The sequence below is a fragment of the Variovorax sp. Varisp41 genome, from assembly GCF_047325085.1.
In the GTDB taxonomy this organism is placed as follows: Bacteria; Pseudomonadota; Gammaproteobacteria; order Burkholderiales; family Burkholderiaceae_C; genus Variovorax.
This window is the reverse complement of sequence record NZ_CP168540.1, coordinates 2,107,909-2,127,153: the sequence shown is the minus strand read 5'-3', so window position 1 is coordinate 2,127,153 and position 19,245 is coordinate 2,107,909. Positions and strand designations below refer to the sequence as shown.

Genomic DNA, 19,245 nt, shown 5'->3' with positions numbered 1-19,245 from the left:
GGACCCCGGATCAGGGCGTGAAGGTATCGCCGAGCACGATGCCTTCGCGCCGCGGATCGGCGCCGCCCGTGAGCACTGGCTGGCCACCCACGTTGGTGCGGATGATGGTGCTGATGCCGCTGGACTGGGCGCCGAAGTTGACCGTGTGGCCGAGCGCGCGCAGGCCGGCGATCAGCGGATCGTTGTTGCCCGAGTTCGAGGTGTCGATGGCGGGGTGTTCGCCGCCCACGTTGGTGGTCACGCTGTTGGTGGCACCGAAGTCGACCAGCGAGGTCGCCTGTTGCGCATCGAGGCCCCAGTCGAGCGCGCCGACCACGGTCTTCACCACGTACTGGATGATCGTGCCGCCGCCCGGCGAGCCGGTGCCCATCACGAACTCGCCCATGCTGCCGTCGGTGTTCTTCTTGAATACCAGGGTCGGCGCCATCGTGCTGCGCGGACGTTTGCCCGGGGCGACGCGGTTGGCGACCTTGATGCTCGGGTCGGTGGTGTCGTTCGGGTTGGCCGAGAAGTCGGTCAGCTGGTTGTTCAGCATGAAGCCCTGCGTCATGTGGAACGAGCCCAGCGTGCTCTCGACCGTGGTCGTCATCGTCACCACGTTGCCCTGCTTGTCGACCACGGTGAAGTGGGTGGTGCCGTGCTCCTCGGTCTTGTCGATGCCCAGCGGCACGCTGCCGAGGTCGCCGGCCGCGGCCACGCCCATGCTCTTGGACAGGCTGATCAGGCTGGCCCGCTTCTGCAGGTACGGCTTGTTGAGCATCGTGTCGGCCGAGCCGCCGGGCAGCGGGATGAAGTCGGTGTCGGCCACGTACTTGTCGCGGTCGGCGTAGGCCAGGCGTTCGGCCTCGCTCACCAGGTGCACGCCCATCACCGTCGGCTTGCCGCCCTCGATGTCGATGGAGGTCGGCTTGTAGAGACTCATGTTGAAGGTCTCGAGGATGCCAAGCGCCTGCACCACGGCGATGCCGCCCGAGGAGGGCGGCGACATGCTGCAGACGTAGTAGTCGCGGTAGGTGCCGCAGACGGGGTCGCGGCGCTTGGCGACGTAGCTGGCCATGTCGGCCATGGTCGTCACGCCGGGCGTGATGGCCGAGCCGTCGTTGGCCGCGGTGGTGATGCCGATCTTGTCGACGATCGCCTGCGCGATGGGGCCGGTGTAGAACGCGTTGGCGCCTTCGTTGGCGAGCGTGGTCAGCGTCTTGGCGTAGGCCGGGTTCTTGAGCCGGGTGCCCAGCGCCTTCGGCGTGCCGTCGGCGTTGAAGAAATAGGCCGTCGCATCGGCGTCGCGCTTGAGGCTGGATGCCGACGAGGAGATCGCGGCCGCCATGCGGCCACCGATCGGGAAGCCGTCGGAGGCCAGCGTGATGCCGTAGCCGAACAGGTCCTTCCAGGGCAGCTTGCCATGGTCCTTGTAGGCGATGTCGAGCATGCGCACCGCGCCCGGCGTGCCGATCGAGCGGCCGCTGGCGCGTGCACTGGGCACGGGGGCTCCGCCGGCGGGATTGGTCTGCACGGCATAGCGCAGGTAGTTCTCGGTGGCCGCGGCGGGCGCCATCTCGCGTCCGTCGTAGGCCTGCACCTTCTTCGTCTTCGCGTCGTAGTGCAGCATGAAGGCGCCGCCACCCAGTCCGCTGGACTGCGGCTCGACCAGGCCCAGAACCGCCTGCACCGCGACCGCCGCGTCGACCGCGCTGCCGCCGGCCTTGAGGATGTCGCAGCCCGCGCGCGTGGCCAGCGGATGGTTGGCCACCACCATGTAGTTCTTTGCGTAGACCAGCTTGTGGCCGACCACGTAGCCCGAGGCCGGTTCGGGTGCCGCCGGATCGCCCGGATCGCCCGAGCCCACCGTCACCTGGGTGCCGCTGTCGCCGATCAGGCAGCCCTTGTCGGCCGCGGGCGGGGGCGGCGGGGGGATTGTTGGCCGCGTTGATGGCGGCGATCGTCGCGACCAGTGCTGCGTTGTCCTGTCCGCCGCCGCCACCGCCGCAGCCAGCCACCGTCAATGCCAGCGCCAGGGGCGAGAGCGCCCACCAGGCGCGCGACTGGATCTTCTTCGTCATGGAGAGAGTTTCCCGAGTAGTTGTGTTGAAACGAGACGGGCGCTCCTCGCGCCCGCATCCATCATGAGCACATTTCGTTCCAGCCACCTCGGGGTTTGCTCGCAGGTGCGCCATGACGTCGGTCGCCGCGCGCCACAATAGCCGCCATGTCAGACGTGCATTCCGATCAACTGCTCAGCGAAGTCGCGGCCCTGCCGCAGCTGCCGGGCGTCTACCGCTACTTCGACGCGGCGGGCGCCGTGCTCTACGTGGGCAAGGCGCGCAACCTCAAGAAGCGGGTCGCCAACTACTTCCAGAAGAGCCACGGCGGCACGCGCATCGGCCACATGATCTCCAAGATCGCGCGCATGGAGACCACCGTGGTGCGCTCCGAGGCCGAGGCGCTGCTGCTCGAGAACAACCTCATCAAGACGCTCAAGCCGCGCTACAACATCCTGTTTCGCGACGACAAGAGCTATCCCTATCTCAAGATCGCCTCGCACCAGTTTCCGCGGCTGGCCTACTACCGCGGCGCGGTCGACAAGAAGCACCGCTACTTCGGGCCGTACCCGAGCGCCTGGGCCGTCAAGGAGTCGATCCAGCTGCTGCAGAAGGTGTTCAAGCTGCGCACCTGCGAGGACACGGTCTACGCCAACCGCACCCGGCCCTGCCTGCTCTACCAGATCAAGCGCTGCACCGGTCCCTGCGTGGGCCACATCTCGACCGAGGCCTATGCGCAGGACGTGGCGAGCGCCGAGGCCTTCCTGCGCGGCGACACGCAGCTCGTGCTCAGCAAGCTCGAGCAGCGCATGACCTCGCACGCCGAGAAGCTGGAGTTCGAGCAGGCCGCCGAGCTGCGCAACCAGATGTCGGCGATCTCGCGCGTGCTGCACCAGCAGTCGATCGAGATCGCCTCCGACAAGGACGTGGACATCCTCGCCGTCAAGGTGCAGGGCGGCAAGGCCTGCGTGAACCTGGCGATGGTGCGCGGCGGCCGCCACCTGGGCGACCGGGCCTACTTCCCGGTGCACGTCGAGGACGCCTCGCAGATGCACCACGGCGAGCTCGACAACGACGAGGGCGAGGGCGAGGGCGAGGGCGCGCCTCCCGCCGCCACCGATTCGGTGGAGGTGCAGGTGCTCGAGGCTTTCATCGCGCAGCACTACATCGACGTGCCGGTGCCGGCCACGCTGGTGCTCAGCGAAACCGTGGGCCGCGAACTGATCGAGGCGGTGTCGCTGCAGTCGGGCACGCGCGTGACGGCCGTGTTCCAGCCGCGCGAGCAGCGCCGCCACTGGCTCGAGATGGCCGAGAAGAATGCCAGCCTGCAGCTGGCGCGGTTGCTGGCGGAGGAAGGTTCGCAGCAGGCCCGCACCCGCGCGCTGGCCGATGCGCTCGAGCTCGCGAGCGAGGACCTCGACAACTTCCGCGTCGAGTGCTTCGACATCTCGCACACCGCGGGCGAGGCCACGCAGGCCTCGTGCGTGGTGTTCGAGCACCATGCGATGCAGAACAAGGAATACCGCCGCTACAACATCGACGGCATCACGCCCGGCGACGACTATGCGGCGATGCGCCAGGTGCTGCACCGGCGCTACGGCAAGCTGGCCGAGGCGATGGCCGCCGAGACCGAGGCGCTGCCGCCCGGCGATGCCGAGAGCGAAGGCGCCGAGGGCGTCGAGGTTGCGGCGGCGCCGGCGCGGGCCCGGGGCGCGCGCATGCCGGAGCTGGTGCTGGTCGACGGTGGCAAGGGCCAGGTGTCGATGGCGCGAGAGGTGTTCAGCGAGCTCGGCCTGCCGCTGTCGCTGATCGTCGGCGTCGAGAAGGGCGAGGGCCGCAAGGTCGGCCTCGAGGAACTGGTGTTCGCCGACGGCCGCGAGAAGGTCTACCTGGGCAAGGATTCGGCGGCGCTGATGCTGGTGGCCCAGATCCGCGACGAGGCGCACCGCTTCGCCATCACCGGCATGCGCGCCAAGCGCGCCAAGGTGCGCGTGGGCGGCAGCCAGCTCGAGGACATCCCGGGCATCGGCCCGAAGCGCCGGGCCCGGCTGCTGCAGCGCTTCGGCGGCATCCGCGGCGTGGCGGCGGCGAGCGTGGAGGACATCGCCTCGGTCGAGGGCATCGCCTTCGACCTGGCCGAGGAAATCTACCGTGCGCTGCACTGAACATGCCGGCGCGGGAACGGGGCGCCGGCACGGCTTTGCCCCCGTTCTCGAATCCATCGTTTTCGCGTGACACAATCGAGCGCATGTTCTGGACCCTGCCGACCATCATGACCTGGACGCGCATCGTCGCGATCCCCCTGATCGTCGGTGTGTTCTACCTGCCCATCGCCGACCCGATGCGCAACGTGATCGCTACGGTCATGTTCATCGTGTTCGCGGCCACCGACTGGCTCGACGGCTTCCTGGCGCGCAAGCTCAACCAGACCTCGGCCTTCGGCGCCTTCCTCGATCCGGTGGCCGACAAGTTCCTGGTCTGCGCCTCGCTGCTGGTGCTGGTGCACCTGAACCGGGCCGACGTGTTCGTGGCGCTGATCATCATCGGCCGCGAGATCGCGATCTCGGCGCTGCGCGAATGGATGGCCCAGATCGGCGCCAGCAAGAGCGTGGCGGTGCACATGATCGGCAAGGTCAAGACGACGGTGCAGATGGTGGCGATCCCGTTCCTGCTCTACGACGGGCAGTTGTTCGGCTTCATCGACACCGGCCTGTGGGGCCAGTGGCTGATCTGGGTCTCCGCCGTGCTCACCGTGTGGTCGATGGTCTATTACCTGCAAAAGGCCATTCCCGAGATCCGGGCCCGGGCCAAATGAGCGCCGCCTCGGCCCGCGAGGCGGGCTGGTTGCGGGCCATGCCGGCGGTCTTCGTGCTGATCTGGAGCACGGGCTTCATCGTCGCGCGCTACGGCATGCCGCATGCGCCGCCCTTCAAGTTCCTGGCCGTGCGCTTCGTGCTCTCGTTCCTCTGCTTCGGCCTGTGGGTCGCGCTGGCGCGCGTGGCGTGGCCTTCGACCCGGGCGCAGTGGGGTCACCTCGCGGTCACGGGCATCCTGATGCAGGCCGGCTACCTCGGTGGCGTCTGGGCCGCGGTGCGCGCTGGCATGGGCTCGGGGCTGGTCGCGCTGTTGGTCGGCATCCAGCCGGTGCTGACCGCGATCTGGATGTCCTTCAACGGCGGGCGCGTGTCGCCGCGGCAATGGCTGGGTCTGGCGCTGGGCTTCGCGGGGCTGGTGCTGGTCGTGTGGCGCAAGCTGGGCGATGGCTCGGAGGTCAATGCCGCGACCATGAGCCTCGCGCTCATGGCGCTGGTGTCGATCACCGCGGGCACGCTCTATCAGAAGCGCTTCGTCGCACCCTGCGACGTGCGCAGCGCCAGCGCGGTGCAGATGGCGGCGGCCGTGGTCGCGACCCTGCCGTTCGCGCTGCTCGAGCCCGAGGCCATCGCGTGGAATGCGCATTCGATCGGCGCGATGGCCTGGTCGGTGCTCGCGCTCTCGCTGGGTGGCAGCTCGCTGCTCTATATATTGATCCAGCGTGGCACCGCGACCGCGGTCACGAGCCTGCTCTACCTGGTGCCGCCTTGCACCGCCCTCATGGCCTGGCTGCTGTTCCGCGAGCAGATCACGCCGGCCACGCTGCTGGGCACCGCGCTCACGGCGGTGGGTGTGAGCCTGGTGGTGCGCGCGGCCCGCTGAAGCGCGCGGGGCCTTCGCCTAGCGCGTTGGCTTCCAGGGTTCGCCGCGAAAGCGCTCTGCCAGGTGGTCGACCAAGAGCCGCACCCGCCGCGGCGTCTTCGGCCGCCAGGGCGCGATCCAGTGGATGTCGGCATCGGGCATCGCATACTGCGGCAGCACCCGCACCAGCGCGCCCGAAGCCAGTTGCGGCGCGATGTCCCAGAGGCTGCGCAGCATGATCCCGTGGCCCGCCAGGCACCAGTCGCGCACCATCTCGCCCGAGTTGCTCGACAGCGGGCCCTGCACCCGCACGCGCGCCGTGCTGCCGTCGCGGCCATGCCGCAGCGACCACAGCGCGTATTCCTGCCGGTGGATCTCGCCGTTCTCGCGCGCGACCAGGCAGTCGTGCGCGGCCAGCGCATCGACGCTGGCCGGCGTGCCGCGGCGCGCGAGGTAGGAGGGCGCGGCCGCCAGCACGCGCTGGTTGCGCGCGATGCGGCGCGAGACCCAGTCCGAGGCATGGCGCTGCTGCACCGCCCAGAGCCACAGCGCGCCGTCGTAGCCTTCGGCGCCGAGGTCGGGCAGGCGTTCGGTCAGTTGCAGCTCGATGCGCAGGCCCGGATGGCCGGCCTGGAATTCCGCGAGCGCGGGGCCGAGCCAGCGTCGGCCGAAGCCGAAGGTGGCGGCCAGCCGCACCGCGCCCGTGAGTTCGTTCTGGCGCTCGCCGAGTTCGCCCTCGAGCGCGGCGAAGCCTTCGAGCAACTGCTTCGCATGCCGGCACACGGCCTCGCCCTCGGCCGTGACGCTGAGCCGCCGCGTGGTGCGGTCGAACAGCCGCTGGCCCAGCCGTGCCTCGAGCGCGCCGAGCCGCTTGGTGACCACCGAAGGCACGACGTCGAGCGCGCCGGCCGCGCCCGCGAGGCTGCCGTGTTCGCGGATGGCGAGCGCCAATGCCAGGTCGGCGCGCTCCAGTGCCAATGAATTCATGCCAGAACGGAAAGTATGAATTGGCCGATTGTTGCTTGATGGACCGGGGTGCGCAACGCACAATCGCCGCGTGACCGCCTCTTTCCTCGACTTTCCCGTCTTCGACATCGAACGCGATGGCGTGCGCGTGCATGGCCGCATCGGCGGCCGCGGCGCACCCTTGCTGCTGCTGCACGGGCATCCGCAGACGCACGCCATCTGGCACCGCGTCGCGCCCGCGCTGGCCGAGCGCTTCACTGTGGTCGCGATCGACCTGCGCGGCTACGGCGATTCGGGCCGGCCCGCGGCCGATGCCGCGCACGCGAACCACAGCAAGCGCGCGATGGCGCTCGACGCGCTCGCGGCGATGCGCCATCACGGCTTCGAGCGCTTCGGCGTGCTCGCGCACGACCGCGGCGCGCGCGTGGCGCACCGGCTCGCGGCCGACCATCCGTCCGCCGTCGAGCGCATGCTGCTGCTCGACATCGCGCCCACGCTCGCCATGTACGAGCACACCTCGGAAGCCTTCGCGCGCGCCTACTGGCACTGGTTCTTCCTGATCCAGCCGCCACCGCTGCCCGAGGCGCTGATCGCCTCCGATCCGGTGCGCTACGTGCGCAGCGTGATGGGCGGGCGTCACGCGGGGCTCGCGCCCTTCGCGCCCGAGGTGCTCGCGGAGTACGAGCGCTGCGCGGCCATCCCGGGCAGCGCCGAATCCATCTGCGAGGACTACCGCGCCTCGGCCGGCATCGACCTCGAGCACGACCGCGCCGACATCGCCGCGGGCGCGCGGCTCGCGATGCCGCTGCGCGTGCTGTGGGGCGCGCACGGCGTGGTCGGACGCGCCTTCGACGTGCTGGCACTGTGGCGCGAGCGCGCCGACCGGGTCGACGGGCATGCGCTGCCCTGCGGCCACTATGTTCCCGAGGAGGCGCCGGGCGAACTGCTCGCCGAGGCACTCGACTTCTTTGCACCGCTCATCCCATCGGAAGGACCCAGACCATGACCACCCACAGAATCGCAGTGATCGCCGGCGACGGCATCGGCAAGGAAACCACGCCCGAGGGCGTGCGCGTGCTCGATGCGGCGGCGCGCAAGTTCGGCATTGACCTGAAGTTCGACCACTTCGACTTCTCGAGCTGGGACTACTGCGAGAAGCACGGCAAGATGCTGCCTGACGACTGGAAGGACCAGATCGGCGGCCATGACGCCATCTTCTTCGGCGCGGTCGGCTGGCCCGAGAAGATCGCCGACCACATCTCGCTGTGGGGCTCGCTGCTGCTGTTCCGCCGCGAGTTCGACCAGTACATCAACCTGCGGCCCGCGCGCCTCATGCCCGGCATCGTCGCGCCCGTGGTGCGCCGCGACGGCTCGCCGCGCCAGCCCGGCGAGATCGACATGTACATCGTGCGCGAGAACACCGAGGGCGAGTACTCGAGCATCGGCGGGCGCATGTACGAAGGCACGCCGCGCGAGATCGTGGTGCAGGAGACCGTGATGTCGCGCCTGGGCGTGGACCGCGTGCTCAAGTTCGCGTTCGAGCTCGCGCAGTCGCGGCCGAAGAAGCACCTGACCAGCGCTACCAAGTCGAACGGCATCTCGATCACCATGCCCTACTGGGACGAGCGCGTGGCCGAGATGGCGAAGGCCTATCCGGGCGTGACGCTCGACAAGTTCCACATCGACATCCTCACCGCCCACTTCGTGCAGCGGCCCGACTTCTTCGACGTGGTAGTGGCGAGCAATCTGTTCGGCGACATCCTGTCCGACCTCGGGCCGGCCTGCACCGGCACCATCGGCATCGCGCCGAGCGCCAACCTCAACCCCGAGCGCACCACGCCCTCGCTGTTCGAACCGGTGCACGGCTCGGCGCCCGACATCGCGGGCAAAGGCATCGCCAACCCGATCGGCCAGATCTGGTGCGGCGCGATGATGCTGGAATTTCTCGGCCACAAGGACGCGCACGACGCGATCCTCTCGACCATCGAGAAGGTGCTCGCGCCCGGAAGCGGTGCGCCGCGCACGCCCGATATCGGTGGCACGGCGAGCACCAGCGACCTCGGAAAAGCGATCGCCGAGGCCTTGTGAGACGGCCCGAGCCCGGTCGGAAAAAGGTCTTCGCGAAACGCCCCTAGAATCGCGCGCTCCGCTGCGCCGCACGGGCTGATGTCGTATTGACACCCCGCAGGCCAGTGGTTGTAATCCCCGATGGCAGCGCGCTGCCGGGGCGTCAGGCCTGCCAAGCTTCCGCGTCGCACCACGTCGCGACCGACTCGCCAGCCGACGAAAGCCGACCAACTTTTTTCTACAAGGGGCCCTTGTGAACAAGACCGAACTGATTGAGCACATCGCAAAGAACGCCGATATTTCCAAAGCAGCCGCCACGCGCGCGCTCGAATCCACCATCGGCGCCATTCGTACCACGCTCAAGAAGGGCGGCTCCGTGTCGCTCGTCGGTTTCGGCACTTTTGCAGTCGGTAAACGTGCGGCGCGTACGGGTCGCAATCCGCGCACCGGCGACGCGATTAAAATCAAGGCCGCCAAGATTCCGAAGTTCCGTCCCGGCAAGGCCCTCAAGGACGCGTTGAACTAAGTCGACGACGAGAACTCGGAAGAAAAGTATTCCCGGTGGGGTGCTTAGCTCAGCTGGTAGAGCGGCGCCCTTACAAGGCGTAGGTCGGGGGTTCGAGCCCCTCAGCACCCACCACCACCCGATGCAAAGGCGAACAACGGTTCGCCTTTTTTATTGCCGTCCGACAGCCAACGCCTGAGAGTGTCCAAGCATGTTTGATTTCTTCCGCAAGTACAACAAGATCATGATGATTATCTTGTTCTTGCTGATCATCCCGTCGTTCGTGCTGTTCGGCGTCGAGCGCTACCAGGGCTTCTCCAAGGACGAGGCCGTCGCGCATGTCGATGGCACCAGCATCACGCGGCCCGAATGGGATGCGCAGCATCGCGTGGAAACCGACCGCATCCGCCAGCAGTCGCCCAACGTCGACCCGCTGGTGCTCGACTCCGATGCGCTGCGCTACGCCACGCTCGAGAAGATGGTTCGCGACCGCGTGCTGACGGTGGCGGCCAACAAGGCCAACATGACGGTGTCCGAGGAACGTCTCTCGCGCATCTTCGCGCAGGACCCGGGCCTCGCGACCTTCCGTACGCCCGAGGGCAAGTTCGACCGCGACGCCTTCCAGCGCGTGACCGGCCGCACGCCCGAGCAGTACGAAGCCTCGATGCGCGCCGAGCTCGCCACGCAGCAACTGCTGCTGGGCGTGTCGGGCACCACCTTCACGCCGCCCGCGCTGGCGGCCGCCACCATCAACGCCTTCTACGAGCAGCGCGAGATCCAGGTGTCGCGCTTCGCGCCCGAGGGCTTCGCGTCGAAGGTCACGGTCAGCGATGCCGACATCGAGACCTACTACAAGGACCACGCGGCGCAGTTCCAGGCGCCCGAGCAGGCAAGCATCGAATACCTGCTGCTCGACCTCGAGGCGGCCAAGAAGAACGTGACGGTCAACGAGGCCGAGCTCAAGAGCTACTACGAGCAGAACACCGCGCGCTTCGGCACCAAGGAAGAACGCCGCGCGAGCCACATCCTGATCACCGCGGCCGCCAGCGCGCCGGCCGCCGATCGCGCCAAGGCGAAGGCCAAGGCCGAGCAACTGCTGGCCGATGTGCGCAAGGCACCCAACACCTTCGCCGATGTCGCGCGCAAGAACTCGCAGGACCCGGGCTCGGCCGAGAAGGGCGGCGACCTCGACTTCGTCACGCGCGGCGCGATGGTCAAGCCTTTCGAAGATGCGATGTTCGCCCTGAAGAAGGGCGAGATCAGCAACGTCGTCGAAACCGAGTTCGGCTATCACATCATTCGCCTGGACGACATCAAGCCGGCCGTGGTGCCGCCGTTCGAGCAGGTGCGCGCCACCCTCGAGAACGACTACCGTGCCCAGCAGGCCACGCAGGAATTCGCCAAGGCCGCCGAGACCTTCACCGATACGGTGTACCAGCAGCCCGAGAGCCTGAAGCCGGCCGCCGAGAAGCTCAAGCTCACGATCCAGACCGCGAACAACATCGGCCGCACGGCCGCGCCGGGTGCCACCGGACCGCTCGCGAGCCGCAACTTCCTGAGTGCGCTGTTCTCTCCCGATTCGCTGAGCCGCAAGCAGAACACCGAAGCGATCGAGGTCGGCACCAACCAGCTCGCCTCGGGCCGCGTGACCCAGTATTCGGCCGCGCACCCGATTCCGCTGGCCGATGTGAAAGACAAGATCCGCGCGCAACTCGTCACCGAGCGCGCGGCGGCCCTCGCCAAGACCGAGGGCGAGGCCAAGCTCGCGGCCTGGACCGCGAAGGCCGACGGCGCCAATTTCGCGGCGCCCGTCACCGTGTCGCGCACCGATGCGAAGGCACAGCCGGGCGTGGTGGTCGAGGCCGCGTTGCGCGCCGACGCCAGCAAGCTGCCGACCCTGGTCGGCGTCGACCTCGGCACGCAGGGCTATGCCGTGGTGCGCGTGACCAAGGCCGTCCCGCGCACTGCGCCGACGGCGGAAGTCGCGAAGCAGGAGAACGCGCAGGTCGGCCAGTCGATCGCCGCCGCCGAAGACGCCGCTTACTACAACCTGCTGAAGGACCGCTACAAGGCCGAGATCCTGGTGCCGCGTCCCGCGACCGACGGACTGCCGTTCGCCGGCGCACGCTGACCGATCGCGCCGCGAGGCGCTTCCTCTTCCCTTCGCGGGCCGCCTTGTGCGGCCCGTTGCTTTTTCCGTCTCGCGTGGGACAAGCGCCGCGGTCGCTTCTTGCCAGAATCCGCGCATGGGAACTCTCTACCTCGTGCGCCATGGCCAGGCCAGCTTCGGCGCGGCCGACTACGACAACCTGAGCGAACTGGGCCACAGGCAGTCGGTGCGGCTCGGCGAGTACTGGCGCGAGCGCGGCATGCGCTTCGATGCCGTGATCACCGGCACCTTGCGCCGGCATCGGCAGACCTGGGAAGGCATCGCACAGGGCCTCGGTCTGACGCGCGACGACGTGCTGCCGTGGCCCGGCCTCAACGAGTACGACAGCGAGGCGGTGATCGCCACCATCCATGAAGGCAAGCTCGAGAAGCCCGATTCGCCCGAGATGTACCGGCATCACTTCCGCCTGCTGCGCGAAGGACTGGGCGCCTGGATGCAGGGGCGCACGAAGCCGGTCGGCATGCCCAGCTACGTCGACTTTCTCGCGGGCGTGACCACCGCGCTCGACCATGTGCGCGACAAGCACCATGGGGCCAAGGTGCTCGTGGTGTCGAGCGGCGGCCCGATCAGCACGGCGGTGGGCCATGTGCTGGGCACCAGCCCCGAGACCACGATCGAGCTCAACCTGCGCATCCGCAACTCGTCGGTGACCGAGTTCGCCTTCACGCCCAAGCGCCACATGCTGGTGACCTACAACACGCTGCCGCATCTCGACGGGCCGGCGTACGAGGACTGGGTCACCTATTCCTGACGCGGGCCTTCGCGCTCAGGCCTGCCAGACGCCGTAGCCCGCCTTGCGCAGGGCGATGCCGAGCTCGACTTCCATCGAGCGCGCGTCTTCGTAGTTCATCGGGTTGTAGCGCTCGTAGAGCGCGGGCAGCAGGTGCAGGCCGTAGTCCTGCACGAAGCTGTTGGCCTGGATGCCCGCCTTGTGCTTGTCGAAGCGTATGTCGGGATCGAGCCCGGTCATGCCGACGTAGACGAAGGGCTTGCCGAGCTGATAGTCGGGATTGGCGCGCCGGAAGCGGGCGATGTTCCAGACGCGGTCGTCGAGCTCGACCACGTAGACATGGTGGTGCGCGCGGGGTTTGCGTGGCATCGGCCCCGCCCGATGGCCGGCGACTCAGCTCTTGCGCTTGACGAGGCCGTAGAGGATCAGCAGCACGATCGCGCCGAGCACCGAGGCGATGAAGCCGGCGCCTTCGCCGGCGGTGTACCAGCCGAGCGACTGGCCGACATAGGTGACGACCAGCGAGCCCGCGATGCCGATCAGCGTGGTGACGATGAAGCCGGCGGAGTCGTCGCCCGGTTTGACGGCGCGTGCCACCAGACCTACGACGAAGCCGATCAGGATGGTCCAGACGATGCTCATGAGTGATCCCTTGGTTCGTGAATGAAGCGGCGCCCGCATGGCAGGGCGCGGCCATGATAGCGGCCGGATGCATCGCGCGGGCGAGGCGAGAGCCCGTGCTTTCGAATCGGCGTGCGGGGCTGCGCGATCTGGCGCCGCAGGCTTCGGTTGGCCCGCTGCGGCGTCCTACAGGGGCGCGGCAAAGGGCGCGCTATACCCTCGGCATGCTCGAAAAGTTGCCCGAAGTCATCGGCCAGGCCCTGCACGGCGTGCGTGCCGGCCTGGACAAGATCGTTTTCAACACGCTCGGCCTGCGCGAGGGCATGGCCACGATCTCGCTGACGAGCGTCGCCTTTGCCGATCACGCGCCGATTCCGCCGCGCTACACGGCCGATGGCGAAGGCCTGTCGCCGCCTCTGCAATGGGAGGGCGTTCCGCAAGGCGCCGCCTCGCTGCTGCTGGTGGTCGAGGATGCGGATTCGCCCACGCCCAACCCGCTGGTGCATGCCATCGTCGTCAACCTGCCGCCTGGCGACACCCGGCTGGTGGAAGCGGCGCTGCCGAGCCAGGGCAACGAAGGCCAGGACACGGTGCACGCCGGCCGCAATTCCGGGCTGCAGGCGGCGTGGCTGCCGCCCGATCCGCCGCCGGGGCATGGCGTGCATCGCTACGCCTTCCAGCTGTTCGCGCTCGACCGCGCGCACGAGTTCTCGGTCGCGCCCGGACGGGACGAGGTGGTCGACGAACTGAAGGCGCATGCGATCGCCAGCGGTCTGCTGATCGGTACCTTCGAGCGCTCGGACGGCTCGATCCGGCAGAGGGACGCCGCGCATGACGAGGCGCCGCAGGTAGCGCCTTCGGGTCCGCTGGCGGCGGGCTGAGTGGGGCGCGCGCATCATTCTTCCAAACCAGGGTCGGGGTCGCGGCTTTTATGGCTATAATCGTGGACTCTATTACGGTGGCTGTAGCTCAGCTGGTAGAGTCCCAGATTGTGATTCTGGTCGTCGTGGGTTCGAGTCCCATCAGCCACCCCATATGAATTCCGAAGAAACGGCCCTGGAGCGATCCAGGGCCGTTTTTGTTTTTGGGGCCTGCCTAAAGCGTTTTCCGTGCGCGTTCTTGGGTGGGCAACGGGCGAATGCTTTTCTTTCCGGCCTTTCAATAAGCACCAGCGGCCCGAAACGGTCGCAAGGCGTTCAATTCCCCGGCTTCCGCGTTGCAGGCAGACTTTCAAAGCCCGGCTCAGGCCCGGTTCCTGCCCAGGAGCGGGGCGTTTTACCCTCGCGCTGTTGTAAAACGCCAAGCGCCCCGGATTTTTCTGGTCGGGTTTGCTCAAAATCAATTGCAAACTGAATTAAACTGCGGGCGTTTTCATTTACAGGAGCCGCCAATGGCCTCGACGCTCGCAGATATCAATTCCCAGATCCAGAAGCACGACGAACAGATCGCGCAATTGCGCAAGCAGGCCGAAGAGCTGCGCAACCAGGAACGTGCCGGCGTGATCGAGGACATTCGCAGGAAGATTGCCGACTACGGCTTGACCGCGTCGGATCTGAAGCTCTCGGCCGGCCGCGCCGTGACCGCCAAGCGCGCCGCCAGTGCGCCGGCCCCCAAGGCCGCCGCCAAGTACCGCAGCCCGACCGGCGAAACCTGGTCCGGCGGCCGTGGCCGCAAGCCGCGCTGGGTGACCGAGGCGCTGGCCGCGGGCAAGTCGCTGACGGATTTCGAGATCAAGTGAGCATGGTGCGCGAACACGCGCCAACCGGTTCCGCAATAAAAAAGCCCGCAAGCGCGGGCTTTTTTATTGCGGGTCCGGGTGCCAATCTCCTGGTGCCCGGGTTCGTGGGGATCAGTTCACCATCACGAGCTTTCCCTTGACCCCGCGCGAACCCATGTGCGCGTAGGCGGCTTTCAATTCGGCCATCGGCATCGTGCTGTCGATCACCGGCTTGATCTTTCCCTGCCCATACCATTGCGCCAATTCGGCCATCATCTGCGCGTTGGCCTTCGGCTCGCGCTTGGCGAAATCGCCCCAGAACACGCCCACCAGCGACGCGCCTTTCAACAGCGTGAGGTTCAATGGCAGCGAGGGAATCGGGCCCGACGCAAAACCCACGACCAAATAGCGGCCGCGCCATCCGATCGAGCGAAATGCGGGTTCCGCGAAATCACCGCCGACCGGGTCGTAGATGACGTCGGGGCCTTTGCCGTCGGTCGCGGCCTTGATGGCGTCCCTGAAGCCGTTCGGCAATGCATGCGTGGTGTAGTTGATCGTCGTGTCGGCGCCGATCGAACGGCACAGCTCGCATTTCTCGTCGGTGGACGCCGCCGCGATCACCTTGGCGCCGGCCGCCTTGGCGATCTGGATGGCGGCCGTGCCCACGCCGCCCGCCGCGCCGAGCACCAGCACCGTTTCGCCGGCCTTGAGCTGCGCGCGGTCCATCAGCGCGTGCCACGAGGTCGCGTAGATCATGATGAAGGCGGCCGCGTCGACATGGCCGAAGCCCTCGGGCAGCGGCATGCACAGCGCCGCGGGCGCCAGCGTGTGGGTGGCGAAGCCGCCGGTGCCCGAGAGGCAGGCGACGTTCTGGCCGACCTTGAGGTGCGTGACGCCTTCGCCCACGGCCTGGACGATCCCCGCGTACTCCGAGCCCGGCACGAACGGCAGCGGCGGCTTCATCTGGTACTTGTTCTGCACGATCAGCAGGTCGGGGAAATTCAGGCTCGCGGCCCGGATCTCGATCAGCACCTGGCCCGGGCCGGGTGTCGGCGTGGGCAGCTCCTTCCAGGTGAGCGCGTCGACACCGACGGGGTTCTCGCAAAGCCATGCGTGCATGCTCGGTCTCCTTCGAAACGGGTAGTAATGTTGAGGCAATGAAGCGCGCGATGATAGGCGTCGCCCTCGCGTGTCCTTGTCCCTGCTGCGACGCACCCGGCGCCTACAATCCGTTGCACCGCACCGCATCATGAAGATACTCATTTCCAACGACGATGGCTTCCAGGCGCCCGGCATCGTCGCACTGCACGACGCGCTCAAGGACCTGGCCGAGGTCGAGGTGGTGGCTCCCGAGCACAACAACAGCGCCAAGTCGAACGCGCTGACGCTCGCGGCACCGCTCTACGTCCACACCGCGCACAACGGCTTCCGCTACGTGACCGGCACCCCGGCCGACTGCGTGCACATCGCGCTCAAGGGCCTGCTCGGCTACCGGCCCGACCTGGTGGTCTCGGGCATCAACAACGGCGCCAACATGGGCGACGACACCATCTATTCGGGCACCGTCGGCGCGGCCATGGAGGCCTACCTGTTCGGCATTCCCGCGATCGCGTTCTCGCAGATCGAGAAGGGCTGGGCCCATGTCGACGCGGCGGCCCAGGTGGCGCGGCGACTGGTGCAGCGTATCGAGCGCGAGCGCATGCTCGAGGGCGGCGCCTTTCTTTTGAACGTCAACGTGCCGAACCGGCCCTTCGACGAGCTCAAGCCGGTGAAGGTGTGCCGGCTGGGCCGCCGCCACGCGGCCGAGAAGGTCATCACGCAGGAAAGCCCGCGTGGCGACACGATGTACTGGATCGCCGGCGCGGGCAGCGCCAAGGACAGCGGCGAGGGCACCGACTTCCATGCCACGGCCGAGGGCCACGTGGCGCTCACGCCGTTGCAGATCGACCTGACCGACCACGCCAACCTGGGCCAGTGGCGCGACGCGGTGGTCCGGCTCGCCGACTGACATGGCCACCCAACGGCCTGGATTCCCGGCTCGCCTCGCGCCCACCGTCTCGGCTTCGACGCCGGCTTCGTCCGCGCTGCGCGGACGGCAGCCCGTCGTGCCGCCCAAGCCGTCGGTCGCGTCGACGCCCTCGATGGCCTCCGACGCGGTGCGCGCGCGCATGGTGCAGAAGCTGGCCGCGCAGGGCATCTCTGATGCGCGCGTGCTGCGCGCCATGGGCGCGGTCGAACGGCATCGCTTCGTCGACAGCGCGCTGGTCAACCAGGCCTACGAAGACACCAGCCTGCCGATCGGACTGGGCCAGACCATCTCCAAGCCCAGCGTGGTTGCGCGCATGATCGAACTTTTGCTCGCGGCCCCGGCTCTGAGTGGCAAGCCGCAGGACCGTCTGGGGCGCGTGCTCGAGATCGGCACCGGTTGCGGCTACCAGGCCGCGGTGTTGAACCACGTGGCCACGGAGGTCTACAGCATCGAACGGTTGCGCGGCCTGCACGAGCGGGCGCGGACCAATCTGCGGCACTTCCGGCTGGCCACGGTTCACCTGATGTTCGGCGACGGCATGGTCGGCTATGCCAAGGGCGCACCCTATGCGGGCATCATCGCCGCCGCCGGTGGCGAGGCCGTGCCCGAAGCCTGGATCGAACAGCTCGCGGTGGGGGGGCGGATCGTCGCGCCGACGCACTCGGCGAAGGGCGGCCAGGCCCTCGTCGTGATCGACAAGACGGCCCGCGGTCTCGAGCGCCTCATTCTTGAGGCGGTTCACTTTGTCCCCCTAAAATCGGGCGTTGCTTGAAGGAATAACAAATGCAGGGTTTTGGCAATCGGAGTTGGTACGCTGGCGTCACGTTGGCCGTCGTGCTCGTGATCGCGGGCTGTTCCACGCCGCGGGGCCCGGCACCGGTCGAAGACCGCGGCACGATGACTCGCGCGCCCGGCGCGGCCGCGCCCGTTCCGGGCGGTCCGACCATCACCACCGACGCCTCGGGCAAGCCGCTGGCCGGGATCGAGAACTTCGGCAAGCCGGGCTACTACGCCGTGCGTCCCGGCGACACCATTCGCCGCATCGCCAACGAGACCGGCCAGACCTGGCAGAACCTCGTTCGCTGGAACAACCTCGACAACCCCGACCTGATCGAGGTGGGGCAGGTGCTGCGCGTGATCCCGCCTTCGGGCCCGGGCTCCACCGTGGCCGCCGCGCCGTCGGCACCGAACGAGAACGGTGTCGTCACCAAGCCGGTGACGCCGCAGCCCGCCGTCGTGCCCGGTGCGGCCGCGAGCGGCGCCGCCGCTGCGGGCGCCAAGCCGCCGGTCACGGCTTCGCCGTCGACCCCGGGTGCTGCGGGTGGCGATGAGGACATCGGCTGGATCTGGCCGGCCCATGGCTCGCTGATCGCGGGCTTCGACGATGCCAAGAACAAGGGCTTCGACATCAGCGGCAAGGCCGGCGACCCGGTGCTGGCCGCCGCCGATGGCCGCGTGGTGTATGCGGGCGCGGGCCTGCGCGGCTACGGCAACCTGATCATCCTGAAGCACAACAACACCTACCTCACGGCCTATGCGCACAACCAGACGCTGCTCGTGAAGGAAGACCAGTCGGTCCAGAAGGGCCAGAAGATCGCCGAGATGGGCAGCAGCGATGCCGATCGCGTGAAGCTGCACTTCGAGATCCGTCGCCAGGGCAAGCCGGTCGATCCGGCGCGCTACCTCCCGAACCGGTGATGCCATGGCCGGTTCCCGCCCCCGTCGCACGTTGCCCGTGCGCCGGTCGGCGGGCAACCCGGCCGAATCGGCTACCGGCGGCGAAGCTCCACCGCCCGCTTCATCCCCCGATGGCCTGACCGCGCCCGAGCCGAGCGTCGAATCGCTCGCGCGCATCGGCGACGACACGGCCGACGCGCTCACCGTCTACCTGCGCCGCATCCGGCGCACCGAGCTCTTCACCCCCGAGCAGGAATACGCAACCGCCTGCGCCGCGCGTGCCGGTGACTTCGCGGCGCGCCAATCCATGATCGAGCACAACCTGCGGCTCGTGGTCAACATCGCCAAGGCCTATCTCCATCGCGGCGTGCCGTTCTCCGACCTCATCGAGGAAGGCAACCTAGGCCTGATGCACGCGATCACCAAGTTCGAGCCCGAGCGCGGTTTCCGCTTCTCGACCTATGCGACCTGGTGGATACGCCAGTCGGTCGAGCGCGCGCTGATGACCCAGTCCCGCACGATCCGCCTGCCGGTGCACATCGTGCGCGAACTGCAGCAGGTGCTGCGCGCGCGCCGCACGCTCGAGGGCGATCCCGAGTTCGTGGCGCGCCGGCCCGACGGCGTGCGCGTGGAAGACGTCGCGGCGCTGCTGGGCTCGGACGTGCAGTCGGTGGCCCACCTGCTGGCGCTGGCCGAAGCGCCGCGTTCGCTCGACGCGGGCGAATCGCGTGGCGAGGAGAGCTACGCGCTGTCCGATTCGGTCGCGGCGGACGGCGAAGAAAGCGACCCGACCGGCGCGACCCAGGCGCACGAGGTCGAGCGCCTGCTCGACGGCTGGGTGGCCGCGCTCGACGCGCGCGAGCGCGAGGTGCTCGAAGGGCGCTACGGCCTGCACGACCGCGAGCCCGAGACGCTCGAGGTGCTCAGCGTGCGGCTGGGCCTGACGCGCGAGCGCGTGCGCCAGATCCAGAACGAGGCGCTCGCGAAGATGCGGCGTCAGCTCGCGCGCTCGGGCGTGGGGCGGGACGCCTTGTTCTAGCCCTGCCGGG

The 19,245-nt window shown here is 68.2% G+C and carries 18 protein-coding genes, 2 tRNA genes and 1 pseudogene; 16 read left to right on the top strand and 5 right to left on the bottom strand.

The window, feature by feature from the left end; genetic code table 11:
• Positions 1-10 precede the first annotated feature (10 nt).
• Positions 11-2,060: pseudogene (ggt, locus tag ACEN9J_RS10075) on the bottom strand (gamma-glutamyltransferase).
• 146 nt (positions 2,061-2,206) lie between these two features.
• Here ggt and uvrC point away from each other — a divergent pair.
• The 3 genes from uvrC (at position 2,207) to ACEN9J_RS10060 (ending at position 5,735) form a co-directional block, all read left to right on the top strand.
• A complete protein-coding gene (gene uvrC / locus ACEN9J_RS10070) occupies positions 2,207-4,204 on the top strand; it encodes an excinuclease ABC subunit UvrC (RefSeq protein WP_413763963.1) in 1,998 nt (665 codons plus the stop codon).
• 83 nt (positions 4,205-4,287) lie between these two features.
• Entirely contained in the window at positions 4,288-4,854 is a 567-nt protein-coding gene (gene pgsA / locus ACEN9J_RS10065; protein ID WP_057590401.1) for a CDP-diacylglycerol--glycerol-3-phosphate 3-phosphatidyltransferase, read from the top strand.
• Positions 4,851-5,735, top strand: coding sequence for a DMT family transporter (locus tag ACEN9J_RS10060; RefSeq protein ID WP_261213641.1), 885 nt, complete (start codon positions 4,851-4,853; stop codon positions 5,733-5,735). Before pgsA ends, ACEN9J_RS10060 begins: the two co-directional genes overlap by 4 nt.
• An 18-nt stretch (positions 5,736-5,753) precedes the next feature.
• On the opposite strand, the gene ACEN9J_RS10055 is transcribed toward ACEN9J_RS10060, so the two are convergent.
• Entirely contained in the window at positions 5,754-6,701 is a 948-nt protein-coding gene (locus ACEN9J_RS10055; RefSeq protein WP_413763962.1) for a LysR family transcriptional regulator, read from the bottom strand.
• Between the two features lie 70 nt (positions 6,702-6,771).
• Between ACEN9J_RS10055 and ACEN9J_RS10050 the strand changes: the two genes are divergently transcribed.
• The 6 genes from ACEN9J_RS10050 to ACEN9J_RS10025 all read left to right on the top strand — a co-directional run bounded on the left by ACEN9J_RS10050 (position 6,772) and on the right by ACEN9J_RS10025 (position 12,173).
• Positions 6,772-7,686, top strand: a complete 915-nt coding sequence (locus ACEN9J_RS10050; protein ID WP_413763961.1) for an alpha/beta fold hydrolase — start codon at positions 6,772-6,774, stop codon at positions 7,684-7,686.
• Positions 7,683-8,768, top strand: coding sequence for a tartrate dehydrogenase (locus ACEN9J_RS10045; RefSeq protein WP_261213634.1), 1,086 nt, complete (start codon positions 7,683-7,685; stop codon positions 8,766-8,768). The genes ACEN9J_RS10050 and ACEN9J_RS10045 overlap by 4 nt, the downstream gene beginning before the upstream one ends.
• A 232-nt stretch (positions 8,769-9,000) precedes the next feature.
• Complete coding sequence (locus ACEN9J_RS10040) at positions 9,001-9,273, top strand: HU family DNA-binding protein (protein WP_007830705.1); 273 nt, start codon at positions 9,001-9,003, stop codon at positions 9,271-9,273.
• Positions 9,274-9,311: 38 nt separating this feature from the next.
• A tRNA-Val gene (locus tag ACEN9J_RS10035) sits at positions 9,312-9,387 on the top strand.
• 76 nt (positions 9,388-9,463) lie between these two features.
• The gene (locus ACEN9J_RS10030) at positions 9,464-11,383 is read left to right on the top strand and encodes a SurA N-terminal domain-containing protein (RefSeq protein ID WP_296741426.1); all 1,920 of its coding nucleotides are present in this window, start codon (positions 9,464-9,466) and stop codon (positions 11,381-11,383) included.
• A gap of 115 nt (positions 11,384-11,498) precedes the next feature.
• Positions 11,499-12,173, top strand: coding sequence for a histidine phosphatase family protein (locus ACEN9J_RS10025; RefSeq protein ID WP_208512135.1), 675 nt, complete (start codon positions 11,499-11,501; stop codon positions 12,171-12,173).
• A 15-nt stretch (positions 12,174-12,188) separates the two neighbouring features.
• Here ACEN9J_RS10025 and ACEN9J_RS10020 read toward each other — a convergent pair whose 3' ends face one another.
• Together ACEN9J_RS10020 and ACEN9J_RS10015 are read right to left on the bottom strand one after the other, a co-directional pair.
• On the bottom strand, positions 12,189-12,521 hold the full coding sequence (locus ACEN9J_RS10020; RefSeq protein ID WP_057590394.1) for a hypothetical protein: 333 nt from the start codon (positions 12,519-12,521) through the stop codon (positions 12,189-12,191).
• Between the two features lie 24 nt (positions 12,522-12,545).
• Complete coding sequence (locus tag ACEN9J_RS10015) at positions 12,546-12,794, bottom strand: GlsB/YeaQ/YmgE family stress response membrane protein (RefSeq protein WP_057590393.1); 249 nt, start codon at positions 12,792-12,794, stop codon at positions 12,546-12,548.
• A 203-nt stretch (positions 12,795-12,997) separates the two neighbouring features.
• Between ACEN9J_RS10015 and ACEN9J_RS10010 the strand changes: the two genes are divergently transcribed.
• From ACEN9J_RS10010 to ACEN9J_RS10000, 3 genes are all read left to right on the top strand, one after another.
• The gene (locus tag ACEN9J_RS10010; RefSeq protein ID WP_413763960.1) at positions 12,998-13,654 is read left to right on the top strand and encodes a YbhB/YbcL family Raf kinase inhibitor-like protein; all 657 of its coding nucleotides are present in this window, start codon (positions 12,998-13,000) and stop codon (positions 13,652-13,654) included.
• A 77-nt stretch (positions 13,655-13,731) separates the two neighbouring features.
• Positions 13,732-13,807: transfer RNA gene (locus tag ACEN9J_RS10005), tRNA-His, on the top strand.
• 356 nt (positions 13,808-14,163) lie between these two features.
• Positions 14,164-14,511, top strand: a complete 348-nt coding sequence (locus ACEN9J_RS10000; protein ID WP_057590319.1) for an H-NS family nucleoid-associated regulatory protein — start codon at positions 14,164-14,166, stop codon at positions 14,509-14,511.
• 111 nt (positions 14,512-14,622) lie between these two features.
• On the opposite strand, the gene ACEN9J_RS09995 is transcribed toward ACEN9J_RS10000, so the two are convergent.
• Positions 14,623-15,609: an NADPH:quinone oxidoreductase family protein gene (locus ACEN9J_RS09995; protein WP_296741415.1), complete on the bottom strand. Its 987-nt coding sequence runs from the start codon at positions 15,607-15,609 to the stop codon at positions 14,623-14,625.
• Positions 15,610-15,739: 130 nt separating this feature from the next.
• On the opposite strand from ACEN9J_RS09995, the gene surE reads away from it, so the two are divergent.
• The 4 genes from surE to ACEN9J_RS09975 are packed head-to-tail and all read left to right on the top strand — an operon-like array spanning position 15,740 to position 19,235.
• On the top strand, positions 15,740-16,498 hold the full coding sequence (gene surE / locus ACEN9J_RS09990; protein ID WP_057590316.1) for a 5'/3'-nucleotidase SurE: 759 nt from the start codon (positions 15,740-15,742) through the stop codon (positions 16,496-16,498).
• A gap of 1 nt (position 16,499) precedes the next feature.
• Entirely contained in the window at positions 16,500-17,291 is a 792-nt protein-coding gene (locus ACEN9J_RS09985) for a protein-L-isoaspartate(D-aspartate) O-methyltransferase (RefSeq protein ID WP_057590315.1), read from the top strand.
• 11 nt (positions 17,292-17,302) lie between these two features.
• Positions 17,303-18,217, top strand: a complete 915-nt coding sequence (locus ACEN9J_RS09980) for a peptidoglycan DD-metalloendopeptidase family protein (protein WP_413763959.1) — start codon at positions 17,303-17,305, stop codon at positions 18,215-18,217.
• Positions 18,218-18,221: 4 nt separating this feature from the next.
• The gene (locus tag ACEN9J_RS09975) at positions 18,222-19,235 is read left to right on the top strand and encodes a sigma-70 family RNA polymerase sigma factor (RefSeq protein WP_413763958.1); all 1,014 of its coding nucleotides are present in this window, start codon (positions 18,222-18,224) and stop codon (positions 19,233-19,235) included.
• The last annotated feature ends 10 nt before the right edge of the window (positions 19,236-19,245 follow it).

Excerpts from the sequence above, each read along its gene's own strand:
- uvrC (WP_413763963.1), top strand. The coding sequence starts at position 2,207 with ATGTCAGACGTGCATTCCGATCAACTGCTCAGCGAAGTCGCGGCCCTG.
- pgsA (WP_057590401.1), top strand. The coding sequence starts at position 4,288 with ATGTTCTGGACCCTGCCGACCATCATGACCTGGACGCGCATCGTCGCG.
- ACEN9J_RS10060 (WP_261213641.1), top strand. The coding sequence starts at position 4,851 with ATGAGCGCCGCCTCGGCCCGCGAGGCGGGCTGGTTGCGGGCCATGCCG.
- ACEN9J_RS10055 (WP_413763962.1), bottom strand. The coding sequence starts at position 6,701 with ATGAATTCATTGGCACTGGAGCGCGCCGACCTGGCATTGGCGCTCGCC.
- ACEN9J_RS10045 (WP_261213634.1), top strand. The coding sequence starts at position 7,683 with ATGACCACCCACAGAATCGCAGTGATCGCCGGCGACGGCATCGGCAAG.
- ACEN9J_RS10030 (WP_296741426.1), top strand. The coding sequence starts at position 9,464 with ATGTTTGATTTCTTCCGCAAGTACAACAAGATCATGATGATTATCTTG.
- ACEN9J_RS10025 (WP_208512135.1), top strand. The coding sequence starts at position 11,499 with ATGGGAACTCTCTACCTCGTGCGCCATGGCCAGGCCAGCTTCGGCGCG.
- ACEN9J_RS10020 (WP_057590394.1), bottom strand. The coding sequence starts at position 12,521 with ATGCCACGCAAACCCCGCGCGCACCACCATGTCTACGTGGTCGAGCTC.
- ACEN9J_RS10015 (WP_057590393.1), bottom strand. The coding sequence starts at position 12,794 with ATGAGCATCGTCTGGACCATCCTGATCGGCTTCGTCGTAGGTCTGGTG.
- ACEN9J_RS10010 (WP_413763960.1), top strand. The coding sequence starts at position 12,998 with ATGCTCGAAAAGTTGCCCGAAGTCATCGGCCAGGCCCTGCACGGCGTG.
- ACEN9J_RS10000 (WP_057590319.1), top strand. The coding sequence starts at position 14,164 with ATGGCCTCGACGCTCGCAGATATCAATTCCCAGATCCAGAAGCACGAC.
- ACEN9J_RS09995 (WP_296741415.1), bottom strand. The coding sequence starts at position 15,609 with ATGCACGCATGGCTTTGCGAGAACCCCGTCGGTGTCGACGCGCTCACC.
- surE (WP_057590316.1), top strand. The coding sequence starts at position 15,740 with ATGAAGATACTCATTTCCAACGACGATGGCTTCCAGGCGCCCGGCATC.
- ACEN9J_RS09985 (WP_057590315.1), top strand. The coding sequence starts at position 16,500 with ATGGCCACCCAACGGCCTGGATTCCCGGCTCGCCTCGCGCCCACCGTC.
- ACEN9J_RS09980 (WP_413763959.1), top strand. The coding sequence starts at position 17,303 with ATGCAGGGTTTTGGCAATCGGAGTTGGTACGCTGGCGTCACGTTGGCC.
- ACEN9J_RS09975 (WP_413763958.1), top strand. The coding sequence starts at position 18,222 with ATGGCCGGTTCCCGCCCCCGTCGCACGTTGCCCGTGCGCCGGTCGGCG.